18 protein-coding genes are annotated in these 15,749 nt (G+C 31.3%); 14 read left to right on the top strand and 4 right to left on the bottom strand.

All coding sequences use genetic code 11. The annotated features are described in order from the left end of the window. The first annotated feature begins 180 nt into the window (after window positions 1–180). From CD150_RS04085 to CD150_RS04100, 5 genes are all read left to right on the top strand, one after another. Entirely contained in the window at window positions 181–663 is a 483-nt protein-coding gene (locus tag CD150_RS04085; protein WP_142382330.1) for a DUF334 domain-containing protein, read from the top strand. Between the two features lie 93 nt (window positions 664–756). Further along, the gene (locus CD150_RS13870) at window positions 757–879 is read left to right on the top strand and encodes a hypothetical protein (protein WP_256121670.1); all 123 of its coding nucleotides are present in this window, start codon (window positions 757–759) and stop codon (window positions 877–879) included. A 672-nt stretch (window positions 880–1,551) separates the two neighbouring features. Next, complete coding sequence (locus CD150_RS04090) at window positions 1,552–2,394, top strand: replication initiation protein (protein ID WP_075345151.1); 843 nt, start codon at window positions 1,552–1,554, stop codon at window positions 2,392–2,394. Between the two features lie 18 nt (window positions 2,395–2,412). Further along, entirely contained in the window at window positions 2,413–2,898 is a 486-nt protein-coding gene (locus CD150_RS04095; RefSeq protein WP_002487969.1) for a helix-turn-helix domain-containing protein, read from the top strand. A gap of 362 nt (window positions 2,899–3,260) precedes the next feature. Then, window positions 3,261–4,202: a cation diffusion facilitator family transporter gene (locus tag CD150_RS04100; RefSeq protein WP_001831389.1), complete on the top strand. Its 942-nt coding sequence runs from the start codon at window positions 3,261–3,263 to the stop codon at window positions 4,200–4,202. 40 nt (window positions 4,203–4,242) lie between these two features. On the opposite strand, the gene CD150_RS04105 is transcribed toward CD150_RS04100, so the two are convergent. After that, window positions 4,243–4,518, bottom strand: a complete 276-nt coding sequence (locus tag CD150_RS04105; protein ID WP_002489264.1) for a glutaredoxin family protein — start codon at window positions 4,516–4,518, stop codon at window positions 4,243–4,245. A gap of 174 nt (window positions 4,519–4,692) precedes the next feature. On the opposite strand from CD150_RS04105, the gene CD150_RS04110 reads away from it, so the two are divergent. The 7 genes from CD150_RS04110 (at window position 4,693) to CD150_RS04140 (ending at window position 11,753) form a co-directional block, all read left to right on the top strand. Then, on the top strand, window positions 4,693–4,968 hold the full coding sequence (locus tag CD150_RS04110) for a metal-sensing transcriptional repressor (RefSeq protein WP_001831396.1): 276 nt from the start codon (window positions 4,693–4,695) through the stop codon (window positions 4,966–4,968). Between the two features lie 14 nt (window positions 4,969–4,982). Beyond that, window positions 4,983–7,370: a heavy metal translocating P-type ATPase gene (locus CD150_RS04115; RefSeq protein WP_002452570.1), complete on the top strand. Its 2,388-nt coding sequence runs from the start codon at window positions 4,983–4,985 to the stop codon at window positions 7,368–7,370. Window positions 7,371–7,403: 33 nt separating this feature from the next. Beyond that, window positions 7,404–7,613 carry a copper chaperone CopZ gene (gene copZ, locus CD150_RS04120; RefSeq protein ID WP_001831373.1) on the top strand — a complete coding sequence of 70 codons (210 nt, stop codon included), beginning with the start codon at window positions 7,404–7,406 and terminating at the stop codon, window positions 7,611–7,613. Window positions 7,614–7,676: 63 nt separating this feature from the next. Further along, window positions 7,677–8,333, top strand: a complete 657-nt coding sequence (locus CD150_RS04125) for a DUF8832 domain-containing protein (protein ID WP_002489266.1) — start codon at window positions 7,677–7,679, stop codon at window positions 8,331–8,333. Between the two features lie 192 nt (window positions 8,334–8,525). Next, a complete protein-coding gene (locus CD150_RS04130; RefSeq protein ID WP_002440835.1) occupies window positions 8,526–9,053 on the top strand; it encodes a GNAT family N-acetyltransferase in 528 nt (175 codons plus the stop codon). 504 nt (window positions 9,054–9,557) lie between these two features. Then, on the top strand, window positions 9,558–10,013 hold the full coding sequence (locus CD150_RS04135; RefSeq protein ID WP_103161364.1) for a MarR family transcriptional regulator: 456 nt from the start codon (window positions 9,558–9,560) through the stop codon (window positions 10,011–10,013). Window positions 10,014–10,118: 105 nt separating this feature from the next. Beyond that, window positions 10,119–11,753 (top strand): FAD-dependent monooxygenase, encoded by a 1,635-nt coding sequence (locus CD150_RS04140; RefSeq protein WP_103161365.1) that lies wholly within the window; start codon window positions 10,119–10,121, stop codon window positions 11,751–11,753. Window positions 11,754–11,906: 153 nt separating this feature from the next. On the opposite strand, the gene CD150_RS13255 is transcribed toward CD150_RS04140, so the two are convergent. The 3 genes from CD150_RS13255 to CD150_RS04150 all read right to left on the bottom strand — a co-directional run bounded on the left by CD150_RS13255 (window position 11,907) and on the right by CD150_RS04150 (window position 13,996). Next, the gene (locus tag CD150_RS13255) at window positions 11,907–12,002 is read right to left on the bottom strand and encodes a type I toxin-antitoxin system Fst family toxin (protein ID WP_107386017.1); all 96 of its coding nucleotides are present in this window, start codon (window positions 12,000–12,002) and stop codon (window positions 11,907–11,909) included. Between the two features lie 299 nt (window positions 12,003–12,301). Beyond that, window positions 12,302–12,895, bottom strand: a complete 594-nt coding sequence (locus CD150_RS04145) for an undecaprenyl-diphosphatase (protein WP_103161366.1) — start codon at window positions 12,893–12,895, stop codon at window positions 12,302–12,304. 738 nt (window positions 12,896–13,633) lie between these two features. Then, entirely contained in the window at window positions 13,634–13,996 is a 363-nt protein-coding gene (locus tag CD150_RS04150; RefSeq protein WP_103161367.1) for a plasmid mobilization protein, read from the bottom strand. Window positions 13,997–14,499: 503 nt separating this feature from the next. Between CD150_RS04150 and CD150_RS04155 the strand changes: the two genes are divergently transcribed. Next, the gene (locus CD150_RS04155) at window positions 14,500–14,829 is read left to right on the top strand and encodes a plasmid mobilization protein (RefSeq protein WP_169926879.1); all 330 of its coding nucleotides are present in this window, start codon (window positions 14,500–14,502) and stop codon (window positions 14,827–14,829) included. Beyond that, window positions 14,811–15,749, top strand: a 939-nt coding sequence (locus CD150_RS04160) for a relaxase/mobilization nuclease domain-containing protein (protein WP_103161369.1), incomplete at its 3' end; no start/stop codon positions are given. The genes CD150_RS04155 and CD150_RS04160, both read left to right, overlap by 19 nt.

Genomic DNA, 15,749 nt, shown 5'->3' on the forward strand with positions numbered 1-15,749 from the left:
AACAACAACGCGCTCGAGAACGTGCTGAAGCAGCAAGACTTGCTGATGAGAAATCTCGAGAAATTAGAGAACAACGAGAGCGCGCGGAACAACAGAAACGAAAAACTAAAGAACGAACTAGAGGATTCGATCTCGACCTTTAATCAAGCAACCGAAGATACAAGAGTTAAATATATCAGTGTGGCCAATAGTTATTTAAAAAAGCTCAATACAGATAACCAACAACAAGACTTTAAACAGGCTTTAGAAGCCAAATTTAAAGCGATAGACAAACAAACGGACCAATTGATCCATGAGTTAAAAAAACGCAATGAGCAAGCTGAAAATGAAATACAGACTTATAAGCAAAAACTAGAAAGTAAAATGCGACAAAATGACCAGCTCATTCAAAAATACAATAAGACCTTAAATAAAATGACGCATGGTCTCTTTGCCTTATTTTATGTCGTTTTGGTTGTTGCGTTAGTCGCTATGGTTACGGGGCCTATTGGTCATATCTTATCAATTGATACTTTTTTACAAACGATTCATGATCAAATCGTTGAAGGGAAATCTATTTGGCGATATTTTGCTTATTTCCTTTATCTCATACCTTTTATATTATTAGCATGTATTCTGTTGCTTTGTGCGAAGCTCATAAACGCCCTTGATCATAAATTTTAAGGTATAATGACTAAAATAATTCAAAACGCTATACACCCCTTTAAAATCCAAAATAAAGGTATCATCATAATTAAACATGTAAGGAGTGAAAAAATGGCTAATCGTGAGAGATTAAAAAAACGTATCAGTCTGGGCTTAAGTTTAGCTCAAGTTATGGTTCAAGCAAGTCTTGTTTATTTAGCTTATAAACAATATAAATTATCAAAAGATTATTAACGTTTAACTAAGGGTTTAGAACAAGGTTCTAGGCTCTTATTTTTTTGTGTGTCAACGGTAACGGAATGAACAGAGTGAATGAGTATAAGGAGTTGACATACTTACATAGCTCGCCACACTAAACGCAGTGGAATTGGACAACCTCCAATTCCCTGCAGTTTGAACGGCGAGTTCAAGAAGTTTTTTGTTAGACTTTTTTACAAAAAAGGTCTGGTTTAGGTTTTTTAATATCAAAATAAATTCGTATGAATTTATTCATTCTTTAAAGTGATTCTGAACTTGAGGTAATTTTGTCCTGATCTTTATATATATTTATATAAATCTTTTTAAACCCTTTTTAGAGAGTTATTGAAGCATACTCGCAGTAAGGTTTTAGAACTCTAAAGGGTAGATTTTGTAACAGGAAAGGGTAGATTTTGTAACAGGAAAGGGTAGATTTTGTAACAGGAAAGGGTAGATTTTGTAACAGGAAAGGGTAGATTTTGTAACAAAGATACCTAATCGTTTTGGGATTGCGTTATATATTATGTTATAGTAATATTAAATTCATTTTATAGGGTGGATTTATCATAAAACTACCCTATGTTGTTACAAAAAAGGATTAAAGGAAGAAATTTAGACGTCTTTTCCTTTAATCCTAAAACTAAAAACATATGTAGGAGTGATTATAACATGACTGGAGAGACTGTTGTGTACCGAAACGAAATGAATTTAGTACCTTTAAGAAAATTTACAAGTACAGAAGTCGATTTGTTTTTTACATTGTGTAATAAACTTAAAGAACAAGACACACGTAAACTAGAAATACCTTTTGATGAATTAAAACATCTTAGTAATTATTACTCACGATCACAAGCGCGTTTTATAAAAGATTTAGAACATGTATACGATAAAATGTTGCATTTAACTTATACAGAACGTAACGAGCAATCATTTGAAAAATTTGTATTGTTCACTTCTTATAAAGTTGATATAAAAAAACAATACCTGTCTATTAGTGTTAATAATGATTTGAAGCATATACTCAATTCAATTACTGCTGATTTCACTAAATTTGAACTACAGGAAATGACACAACTAAAATCAACTTATGCAAAAAATATGTTTAGATTACTAAAGCAATATAAACATACAGGATATTTCAAAATTCAAATTAATGATTTCAGAGAACGTTTAGATATTCCGAAAAGTTATCGAATGAGTGAAATTGATAAGTATGTATTTAAACCAATAATTAAAGAATTAGGCTTTTTATTTAAAAATCTCAATATTAATAAAATTAAAGCTAAAAAAGGACGAAAGATTGAATGGTTAGAATTTTCTTTTGAACCTGAGAAACGTATTCATTCGAAACGACAATCTAATATGATAAGTACAGGCAAACCAAAACAATATATAAGCCGTGAAATGACGCCACAATGGTTAAAAAATAACACTTATCAACCAACCACATCTAAGACATCTGCGTATACAGAAGAAGAACGTCAAGCGTTTTTACAAAAAATGAAAAAGTAAAGGAGACCCAGTTATTTGATGAAAACTGTAAAGGAAGTTTCTGAACTTTTAGATGTCTCTAAACAAACAATTCATTATCATTTAAAAAGTTTACCTTCAAATTTGAAGGTAAACAAAGTAGGTAACAAATCATTAATAGATGATAATACAATAGATTATCTAAAAACAATTTTAAATAAAAAAACGACAAAAGAATCGACAAAATTTGATGAAAAATCGACAAACAAAACAGAATCATTAAATAACCAATATAGCAGTTATATCGATAAATACATAGAGCATTTAGAATCAGAAATTCGACAAAAGAATCGACAAATTGACGATTTAACAATTGCATTAAAACAAGAACAATCTTTGAATTTAAATAGCCAAAATATATTAAGTAATACCAAAAAAATAGAAACTGATAATATAGATTCAAAAGAAGATATCATTACTCCAAAAGCATCAAAAAAAAATGAACAAAAACAATCTATCTTTTCTAAACTATTCAAAAAAAAATAATGTATTCACGCCTAAAGGCGTGAATACATTATTTTCTCTAAAAAGAAATTATCACTTGTTAATTATAATATAGTTAATATTTAGCAAGTGAAGTGTGGTTTATCATATGCAAAAATCCCACTACTGTCCAAAGCAAAGTAGGGTTTTTATTTAATATACAAAATACAAAGCATTTCTATATTGACAAAGGATAAAAATCATACTAACTTATGAATATATGAGCATATATTCATAAGTTAGTATGATTTTCTTCGAGTAACAAAACATTAATTGAAATTTTATATTTTTTAACTCTATAGTTATAAAAACAAAAATTCAAATTATAGAAAATATTTTTCATCATTAAAAAGAGGAGGGATTAAATGGAAAACGATCACAATCATAATCATACACATGGCGCGAACAAAAAGACTTTATTAATTAGTTTTATTATTATTACAAGTTACATGATTGTAGAAGGGTTAGGTGGTTTCTTTACTAACAGTCTTGCGTTAATTTCAGATGCTGGTCATATGTTAAGTGATTCTATTTCTTTAGGTATTGCTTTAATTGCATTTACTTTAGGAGCGAAGCAAGCTAATACAAATAAAACTTTTGGCTACAAAAGGTTTGAAATACTAGCAGCTGTACTTAATGGTATTACTTTGATGTTAATAGCTATCTATATTTTTTATGAAGCTATTGAGAGATTTAAAAACCCCCCTGAGGTAGCTTCTACAGGCATGTTAATTATCGCCTTGGTAGGCTTGTTTATTAATATTATTGTGGCTTGGATAATGCTGCGTGGGAGCGATGTAGAAGAAAACTTAAATATGCGTGGAGCATATTTGCATGTAATAAGCGACATGCTTGGATCTATAGGTGCAGTTATAGCAGCCCTTCTCATTATATTTTTTAGATGGGGGTGGGCGGATCCTTTAGCAAGTGTGATTGTAGCAATTTTAGTACTACGTAGCGGCTTTTATGTAACAAAATCAAGTCTTCATGTATTAATGGAGGGAGCACCAAGCAATATAAATACAAAAGACATTATTAAAACTATTAAAAAATTCAAAGAAGTTAAAAATATTCATGACTTTCATGTTTGGTCAGTAACTAGCGGATTAAACGCGTTATCTTGTCATATTGTTGTAGAAGATACAATGACCATTACTGAAAATGAGTTTTTACTTAAACGTATAGAACATGAACTCAATCATCAAAATATTCAACATGTCACAATACAGACTGAAACTTCTAACAATAATCATAGTGAAAAATTGTTTTGTATCGTGAAAGAAGAAGACAGTCAACATCATCATTAAATAAACAGCCATTATTAAAAAATAATGGCTGTTTATTTAATTATTCCAATATATTTAATATATCTTTTTTGTTATTTTCAAATCCCACGTAATATTTAAACAACTTTTTTTTACCCCAAAAATTTTTTTTATAAAAAACAAATAAGGGAACAATTCGGTTGCCTGATATTTTTTTCATTTCTTCTTCTAAGTCCAAATTTTGACTTACATCTTTATGACTATAACTAATCTCTTGAGAGTTTAAATACCTTTTTGATTCTTGGCAATCAGAGCATGTAGGTCTTGTGTAAAGCTCAAGTTGTATATTTTTATCCAAATATATCTCTCCTAATATAAGTTTTAGCATACATTTTATACAAGTGTACCTCTTAAAACAAACTATAAATATTAATTTTTTATATGAAACTTTTGTATTGACTTATACCTACCAGGGGTATAATATAGGTTTCAATAAGACATACCCCATCAGGGTATACGAGGAGGGGTGAAATTGAACACTACTACTGTTAAAAACAATGACGCATTGCTCAATAGACTCAAAAGATTAGAAGGACAAATGCGCGGTTTACAATCAATGATAGCAGAAGATAGATATTGTATAGACGTACTAGTACAAATAACAGCAATACAATCAGCCCTAAAACAAGTGGGTTTTATAGTAACTGAAGACCATATATCTAATTGTGTAAGTGAAGGTATTAAAAATGGCAACGGAGAAGAAAGTATCAAAGAATTGATGGTTGTATTAAAACAATTTTCAAAATAGGAGGAAAGAAATAATTGAGTGAAAATATTAAAAAAACCTCATTAGGTATCACAGGCATGACATGTGCAGCTTGCTCGAATAAAGTAGAAAAAAATCTAAATAAATTAGATGAAGTTAACGCTAATGTAAATCCTTCTACAGAGAAAGCTACAATTGAATATAACCCCAATGTTACATCATTAGAAGATATTGCAAATACAATTCAAAAAACAGGTTATGGAGTTTTAACCGAAAAAGTGGATCTCGATGTAATGGGAATGACGTGTGCAGCTTGTTCGAATAAAATCGAAAAAGTTTTAAATCGAATCTCAGGTGTAAATAAGGCTACAGTTAATTTAACCACAGAAAGTGCTACTGTAGAATACAACCCTGATATGACGTCTGTAGATGAATTTCAACAACGTATTAAAAACCTAGGGTATGAGGCACAACCTAAAAAAGAAGCATCAGAAAAAAGTTCCCAAAAAGAAAAACAATTAAAACGACAGTTAATTAAATTAGTTGTTTCAGCTGTTTTAGCAGCTCCATTGTTAATGACAATGTTCGTTCATTTATTTGGTATTCAAATACCACATATATTTATGAACCCGTGGTTCCAATTTGTATTAGCAACGCCTGTTCAATTTGTTATTGGTTGGCAATTTTATGTAGGCGCTTATAAAAACCTTCGTAATGGGTCAGCAAATATGGATGTTCTTGTCGCTTTAGGTACAAGCGCAGCCTTCTTTTATAGTATTTATGAATCGATTAAGTGGTTAATTAATACAAATTATGAGCCACACCTATATTTTGAAACAAGTGCTGTATTAATTACTTTAATTCTTTTCGGAAAGTATTTAGAAGCACGTGCTAAAACACAAACAACAAATGCGTTAAGTAAATTGTTGAATTTACAAGCTAAAGAAGCACGTATATTACGCAACGGTGAAGAGACTATGGTTCCTTTAAGTGAAGTAAAAGAAGGAGACTATTTAGTTATCAAACCAGGAGAAAAAATACCAGTAGATGGCAAAATAATTAAAGGTATGACTTCAATTGACGAGTCAATGTTGACAGGTGAATCTATTCCTGTTGAAAAAATGCAAAATGATAATGTTATAGGATCAACAATGAATAAAAATGGAGCAATTACTGTTGAAGCAACAAAAGTTGGTAAAGATACAGCTCTTGCCTCCATTGTTAAAGTTGTCGAAGAAGCGCAAGGTTCTAAAGCGCCAATACAAAGACTAGCAGATATTATTTCTGGATATTTTGTACCTATCGTTGTAGGTATCGCGATTTTCACATTTATTATATGGATTTCATTAGTTCAGCCGGGACAATTTGAACCAGCCTTAGTTGCTGCAATAGCAGTATTAGTTATTGCTTGTCCTTGTGCGTTAGGCTTAGCTACGCCTACTTCTATAATGGTGGGTACCGGAAAAGCTGCTGAAAATGGCATTCTATTTAAAGGTGGAGAACACATTGAAGGTACACATGCTATTAATACAGTTGTTTTAGATAAAACTGGCACTATAACAAATGGCACACCTGAAGTCACTGATTTTAGTGGAGATGATCAAACATTACAATTATTAGCTAGTGCAGAAAAAGGTTCTGAACACCCACTAGCTGAAGCTATCGTAAGTTATGCTAAAGAAAAATCATTAGAATTTTTAGAAGTAGATCATTTTGAAGCTATACCAGGGCGCGGTATAAATGCAACAATTGATGGTAAAGAACTTTTTGTTGGAAATCGAAAACTAATGAGTGAAAAAGGAATCCGAACTAATGAAGCTGAAACAAATCTCGCTCAATTTGAAAAAGAAGGAAAAACTGCAATGCTTATAAGCGTAGATAACGAATTGAGAGGGGTTGTCGCTGTAGCCGATACAGTTAAAGATACTGCCCAACAAGCTATTCAAAAACTTCATGAATTAGGTATTGAAGTTGCTATGTTAACTGGTGATAACAAACGTACCGCACAAGCAATAGCAAAACAAGTTGGTATAGACACGATTATTGCAGAGGTTTTACCAGAAGAAAAAGCTTCTAAAGTAGCAGAAATTCAATCTGAAGGTAAAAAAGTAGCTATGGTTGGAGATGGTGTCAATGATGCTCCAGCACTAGTTAAAGCAGATATTGGTATTGCCATTGGTACAGGTACAGAAGTTGCAATCGAAGCTGCTGATATAACTATTTTAGGAGGAGACCTTTTATTAATTCCAAAAGCAATAAAAGCAAGTAAATCTACAATTCGTAATATTCGCCAAAATCTATTTTGGGCGTTTGGTTACAATGTTGCAGGTATCCCTATAGCAGCAATTGGTCTGCTAGCACCTTGGGTTGCGGGAGCAGCAATGGCTTTAAGTTCTGTAAGTGTTGTCACAAACGCTTTACGTCTAAAACGTATGAAATTATAAGAATCTTATATTTCTTGAAAGGAGGTGACAACATTGACTAACGAAGTTATTAATGTAGAAGGTATGAGCTGTGACCATTGCAAGCATTCAATTGAAAAAGCATTAAATGGATTAGATGGTGTAACATCTTCAGAAGTAAGCTTGGCGAATGGGAATGTGGAAGTTGAATTTGATGAAAATCAAGTAGCTTTCAACGACTTTAAAGAAGCTATTGAAGATCAAGGTTACGATGTAATTAAATAATTTAAATAGTTGGGCATATCGTTTAATGATATGCCCTTATTAAAAATTAAGGAGGATAAAAATATGAATCATAATCATGAATATCATTCAAACAAACCCGAAATTAAAGCAAATGTTGTATATAGAGATGGTAATATAGAAATTACGTTAGAAGATGAATTTAATAATGCCCCATTATTAGATACTATGCATGAAAAAGAAATGCATTTCGTTTTAGTATCTAATGACATGGAGAAATATTACCACCTACACCCTCAAAAAAAGCATGAAGGTTTATTTATAATTAACCAACAATTAGAGCCAGGAACTTACCAGGCTTTTGTTGATGTTACACCAAAAAACCATGTGTATTCCGTTCATCCTATTGAACTGCAAATTGGAGATAAAATAACCTATACAACATCTTTAAATTCTGATAAAAATTGGGTAAAAGTTAACAAAGGAGTTCATGTAACTTTAAATTCTATAAGTGCTAAAGAAGATGAACATGTCCCTTTAACTTTCAATACAGAATTAACTCCCCAACCTTATTTAGGAGCTTTAGGACATGTGATTATATTTGATGAGCAATTAACTGATTATATTCATGTTCACCCAGAATCACCTGATTCTACAACCTTTTATGCTCATTTTCCTAAAAAAGGGATGTATAAAATTTGGGCAGAATTTAAATTTAATGATGAAGTGCATAGATTTACTTATAATATTAAAGTTGCATAAATCTATTAGCAAAAGCTTAAAAATCAGTAAATTGTAAAGAGTTATTTAGATAATACAAAAAGCTTTATAAAAAATCGAAAATTTAAGATAGAAAGTTGATGAAGAAAGTATCAAAAAATTGTAGTGGCTGTTTATATTGCAACATTCACTGAATTTTTATAGTTAATAACCTATTATTTAAGGAGTAATTTATTGATTAAGTTTGAATATTTTGAGGAGAAAGATTTTGATTTATTAATAAACTGGATAAACTCTCCTGAACTTTTAGTCAAATGGGCAGGTACAGATTTTAATTATCCCCTAGATGAAGAACAATTAAAGGAATATATTAAAGACACAAATAAAGAAAATTCTAGTAAAATAATTTATAAAGTTATCATTGAAGAAAATAATTCAAAAAAAATTATAGGTCATATTGCTTTAAATAATATAGATTTTAAAAATTGTTCCGCCACGTTAGGTAAAGTTTTAGTAGGTGATCCGCAAATGCGTGGCCAAGGATTAGGCCCTAAAATAATAAAGAAATTATTGAAAAAGGCTTTTGAAGATTTGGGACTACACAGAATTGAATTAGGTGTTTTTGCCTTTAATAAATCAGCTATTAAAAGTTACAAAAAGATTGGATTTATAAAAGAAGGAGAAAAAAGAGACTTTAGAAAATTAAATGGAGAATATTATAATTTATGGCAAATGAGTATGTTAGAAAGCGAATGGTCTTGAATAATTTTAAACAAAAATAGTCCTCTTATTAAAATAAGAGGACTATTTTTGTTTATTTAGAGCGTACCCTAACAATACAATTGAACAACCTTGATAAATGTCTTGTCTACATGCATGATTAGGGTGTATAAAAAACATTCTAAATAATGAATCTCATAACTAAATACCAGTATCATTAGTGTTTGTTTTTGACACAAATCCTCTTAATATAAAATTAGGAGGATTTTCCTATATATATCAGTTTTAAAACCCGTGCTATAATCAATGTGTCATTAATACCAAAAAATATGGGTTTTAATACTCTGAGAGGCTTACTCATTTGCATCGAAAAATACATTATATAGATTATTGTGTAAACTTTATAAATTACTAGCAATAATTTAAGCCGATCTATTAGTTAACCAAAATTCAAGAAACAAACAAATATGAAATAGATTATTATTGAACGCATGATAAAATGAAGAATAGTCATATGACTTATTTTAATAGGAGGTGGTTATATTGATGGATAAAATAGAACAATTTAATATAAATTCAAAAGAATTGCTTAATAAAATAGAATGGTTAGAAAAATTTAAACTCCAAGCTGCGCTTAAAGGTTATACCCCTTCAGAAGTGCATTGTATTGAAGCAATAGAAAAAATTAAAAATCCTAATGTAATTAAATTAGCTTCATCACTTTATTTAACTAGAGGAGCAATTAGTAAACTAACTAAAAAATTAATTGAAAAGAAATTGATTGAGAGTTATAAAGAGACAAATAATAAAAAAGAAGTTTATTTTAAATTAACTTCTAGAGGAAAAGAAATTTATGAAATTCATGAAAAACTCAATGAAGAGTTTCGTGAAAGAGACAATATCGTTTTTGAACAACTAACCGAAGTTCAATTCAATTATGTGCTCGATTTTCAGGAAAAATATTTAAAGCATTTGGATATGGAAATTAAAAAAATGGTTTAAACGTTTATTAAGTTCCTATTCAATAATTTTTTGTTGAACGTTCAACAAAAAACAGTTAATATCATTATTAAAGGAACAATATTAACTGTTAAAAGGAGTTTTTAAATGGAATCGAAAGAAGCTGATATTCCTGTTTTAATCGTTGGCGGGGGGCTTGTAGGCTTATCTATGGCTTTATTTTTATCGCAACAAAATATACGGTATAAATTAATAGAACGTCACGAAAATACCTCCATACATCCAAAAGCTAGTGGTTTTAATTTACGTACAATGGAATTATATCGAGAATTAGGAATCAAAGACTTGATCCAAAACCAAGGTGAAGATTTGGCCAAAAGCCATGGGTGGCATACAGTCCATACGCTAGCTGAAGCAAATTTTTCTGACGAGAATATAGATAATACAAAAGATCCAAAAGCGCGAATGTCAAAAGCTTTAACTAATACAATTAGCCCAGAAAAATTTACTAGCTGTTCTCAAAATCAAGCAGAACCAATCTTACTTGAAGAAGCCAATTCTCGAGGAGGAGACTTAAATTTTTATAAAGAGCTAATCAATTTTGAACAACATAAAAATTATGTCTCAGCTACTATCTGTAATCGTTTGAATGGAACTGAAGAAAAAATTAAAGCTCAATACATGATTGCAGCAGATGGAGTTAAAAGTCCTATACGCAAATTACTTGATATACCAACTAAAACCGAGAATGTCTACGGCCATATTATTAACATATATTTTAAAGCTGATCTTAGTATGTATATCAAAGGTCATGAATTTTTCGGTTGTAACATTACTCATGAAGAAGCTTCAGGCACACTATTTCCCGTTAATAACAAAGATTTGTGGTGCTTTCATGTCTCTTATAATCCTGAATTAGGAGAAACAATTGATGATTTTGATCGGGAATATTGTTATCAATTACTAAGAAAAGCACTTGGTCTACCCAACATTGATATTAATATTATAAGTATACTTCCGTGGATACCTAAAGAACGTATTACTGAACGTTTTCAGAGTGAACGTGTATTTTTAGTTGGAGATGCAGCTCATGAAATGCCGCCTACTGGCGGTTTTGGTGCTAATACTGGTATACAAGATGCACATAATTTAGCATGGAAGTTAGCAATGGTTATAAAAAAACAAGCTGGGGACGATTTATTAACCAGTTACGAAGAAGAACGAAAACCTATAGCTGAATTCACCATTCAACAAGCTAGACGTATAGCAGAATCAGGGAAGGTCTCAGCTATTAAAAGCAAAAATCATCAATCTACTTCAATGAATGATCATTTAATTGCTACAGTAGGTTATCATTATTTATCTAATGCTATAATATCTCAACAAAATGAACAAAACACTACTCAAAATTTTGAATTAAATGGAAAAGTAGGCACGCGTTTGCCTCACATAAGGGCTGTATATGAAAATAAGAATCTCTCTTTTATAGATTTACCAAAAGGGGAATTTACTTTAATACTAGGAGAGTATGACACCCGGTGGATGGAGGCAATAGAGAAAATAAAGGAACAATTCAAAATTAATATAAATATATATAACATCAGAAGAAATGGTAATTTATCCGTAGATAAAAGAGATTGGGAGCGTGTATACCAAGCAAATTCATCTACTGTTTTACTCGTTAGACCAGATCATTTTGTTTGTTGGCGAACAGATACAAATATTACATCTCCTCAACATGTTCTTGAAAATATATTAACCAAAATACTAATGGTTAATTAAATTTATATGAATTAGACTGATTTGTATTGCTTTTGCATTCCTCTACACTATGATGTTATAATATATTTAACGAAAATAAGTATTCACTTATACACCAATCCCCTCACTATTACGAGTAGTGAGGGGATTTTTGTTGGTGTGGCTTAATGTCGCCTATTTTTTATTGCGTTTACTTAGCCAATAAGTAAAATACGCAATGGCACAGCCACTGATGACTGGCGCTATGATGTGAACGAAAATAAGCATCACTTTATACACCTCCTCTCTACGTCAATTGACGCCTGAGAGATAGGCGACTCCATTATTATACCACCTGCATCTTTTGAAGCATATACACTTCTGATAAGTTGAACTATGTTAAATAAATACAAGAGGTAGATTATTTTATATAAATAACTCCATGTACAATTTCTATTGCTGTACTTAACACAAGAACTTATTTATATTGATATGTCATTACTTACGAATATAAGTGTCTTTTTAACTATTATTTAAAAACGCCTCTCACATTTGAATTCACATCATCAAAGTAAAACAGTTAATATATCTCAAGATTTTGATAATATTTTTGATAAAATCAACTGCTCTCCTTTTTCATATACTTCTAACAACTTAAGAATTAAACGATTAGAAGGAATCACTAAATAACAAATTATGGCAGATAATGTTCCTAGAATCGCTCCAACGAAGATATCACCGGGATAGTGTACTCCAACCCAAATACGTGAAATTCCCACAAGAAAAGCTAATAATAACCATATAAATTTAAATTTTTTCTTAAAAAGAAAGAAAGTAACACAAATTGAAAAAAATTGTATGGCATGATCACTAGGAAATGAATTATCAATTGCATGTCCAATAAGCTGATTAACATTTGTTAATTCTGCGAAAGGTTGATGATTTGAATATAATTTCCCTACAATTTTTCCTAATACTTCGCCTGCTATAAAAGCAATTATACTGCAAATAACCATTATTCTATTTTGTTTTTTTCGAGTAAACCAATATATGATAACGCCTAAAATTAAAAAGTACTTCATATATTTAGATAAAAAGATCATAATCGGATTTAAGAACACCCAATGTTTGCTTAATTCATTAAACACTCTAAAAAGCTCAATGTTCACTTCTGATAAATTCATAAAATACATTCCTTTAATTTTTATAGTATTTTTCAATACGATTCAAAATTGGTTTCTAAATATAATAAAACTTAGTATTTAAATACAAATAATTTATTCATTAAAATTTAATTATAGGAGGCTAAACATAAGGAACAATGCTTATAATTAAAAATCATTTTTCGTTGATGAAAGACATAAGAATGACTATTCCATCTTACTTAAGAAATTATGATTTAAGTATTTTTAAATTAAACAAAATTCTTATATAGATAAGCTAAGATATTGATTTCAGTTTAATCTAAAGCAAATGAGAAATGCAAAAATTAGAAAAACTAACTGACTAAGATTGATTATGTAAGTGTATTATCAAAAAGATAAATGCTACGCACTTGATTAAAAAACAAAAACACCTCACATTTATTTGTGAGGTGTTTTATACATAGAAAAATATCGCTAAACTACATCGCTATAATTAAACCATAACATTTATAGTTCATAGTACCCAAAATAATATACTTATCCATCCAAATTTAATAAGCAATATAATATTTACTTGCAGTCAAGTTAATCACGTTTACCAAAATTTTTGACTATGATTACATAGTAATCTTTTACCGTTCACCTATTATTTTTGCTTTCTTTTTTTTAACTAATTTTGATTTTCTGTTTCTTTCGATGTTATACTATAGTCAGTATAAATACCATACACATAAACATCTCCTCTCATTATTCCCAATAGTGAGAGTTTTTTTATTATCATTCTTTTTTCACTTGATGAATGGCTTGAATCAGTTCTCGATCACTTTGGACTTCATGTAGATTAATATAAAAACGATCATCTTCAATATAACTCGCAAATCGCTTAAACATGCTAGCATAATAGGCATTCGATTGAGCTTCTGATTTATATTTTTCAACATCCTCATCGCTATCAATTCTCATTTGGTTCGAAGGCATTTCAACAACCGTCGGTTTAATCCGATTACCTAAAGCGACTAATCGCGTGTAAGCAGTCGGATTAAGATTTCGAATTTCAGCCAACTGTTTGACTTTTTCGTATTCTGCTTCGGTTAAATTAATATTAATGGTTTTGGCTTTTTTATGGTTTTGACTTGGCATTTTCATTCCACCTTTAACTAAGTAAATACTCAACCAAATTATCTTATTTGGTATGAGTTACTGCTTAGTTATTATTATAACATAGGTGGAATAAATTGGATGAGTCATGGCTAAAATAAAAATGTTAATCTTTTATGAGCCATGACTCATCATTAAACGCGCACATTTTTGCGCGTTGGACTAAGCAAATACTCATCGGTATTTGCTATTTTTTCGCAGAAAAAATCCTAGGGGGCTTGGGGGATATCCCCCCAACAAGCTGAGTATATGGGTACCATACACGTAGCTTGCCAAACTCCCTTAATCGATGTACGATAAGGGTATCAAGGATGACGTTCGTTGTTGGTAAAACAATCAACGTCAGTCATTGGATAGCCAGTATTTTAAAGTTGATCAGTTAGAACAACTTTAAACATAAATCGTACTTTGTGATGTTCATCGACGTCACATTTTTGACGGCACATCACAAACAATCGATTAAGAAAGGAGTGCGCTTTTGGACCATGGCACAAAGACGCGAAAGCAAGCAGATTAAATTCAGAGTCACACCCGAAGAATATGAACGTTTAGAAACAATGGCAGAGACACTTAATATATCAGTTCCGATGCTTGCGAAACAGGCAGCGCAGAAAAAACGAATCAAACAACCTCGTATCGACCGACAAGGCGCCTTAGAAATTGCGAAAGAATTAAGATCGATTGGGACGAACTTAAATCAATTAACCAAAGTCGTCCACACGAGTCATATCGATGAGGTATTAGCTCAAAAATTATTAAAGAAATTAGAAATGCTGCGTAAAGGATTGAGATATTTATGGCAACGATTAAATTAGGTTCCACGAAAGCAATGAATGCCCTTATCACGTATGCCGAAAACGAAGAAAAAGCTGAGGAAAAAAGTGGACTGAATTGTGATGTTGATTACGTCAAAGAACAGATGAAAACCACACGATTATTATTCGGCAAAGATAACGGCCGTCAAGGCTACCATGTGATTCAATCCTTTGATCCTGAAGATGATATGACCCCAGAACAAGCGAATAACATCGGCCAAGCATTAGCTGAAAAGGTTGCACCCGGGCATGAAGTTGCGATTTATACCCACACAGACCAGGACCACCTACACAATCATATTTGTATTAATAGCGTGAATATGGAAACCGGTAAAAAATTTGTGAATGATCGCCAAAAACTCTATGACATACGCACGCAAAACGATGAACTTTGCCAACAACATGAATTAAGTATCGTTAAAGAGAAAACAGCTGATATTCGATATACCCAGGCCGAACAAAACATTATGGATCAAACCCACAATGCGAAATCATCCTGGAAAAACCAAGTAAGAATGGCAATTGAAGAGACGAAAGATAGCGCAACGAATTTTGATGAATTGAACGAACTGCTGAAACCTCAAGGAGTTGAAATCGCACGTACAACTGAAAAGACCATTACTTATAAACATCTAGCCGAAGATAAAAAAGTGCGTGGGAATAAATTAGGTCATATTTACGATAAGGAGGCGATTATTCATGGCTTTGACGCCGAGAAACGAAGACGAGAATACGAAAGTAATCAAAAAGAAACTCAGCCAGATCGAAACGCAACTCAATCAGATTGGCGACGATTTGAAGCAAGAACCCAACAACTCGAACAACAACAACGCGCTCGAGAACGTGCTGAAGCAGCAAGACTTGCTGATGAGAAATCTCGAGAAATTAGAGAACAACGAGAGCGCGCGGAACAACAGAAA

The sequence above is a fragment of the Staphylococcus ureilyticus genome (genome assembly GCF_002902235.1).
Taxonomy (GTDB): Bacteria; Bacillota; Bacilli; order Staphylococcales; family Staphylococcaceae; genus Staphylococcus; species Staphylococcus ureilyticus.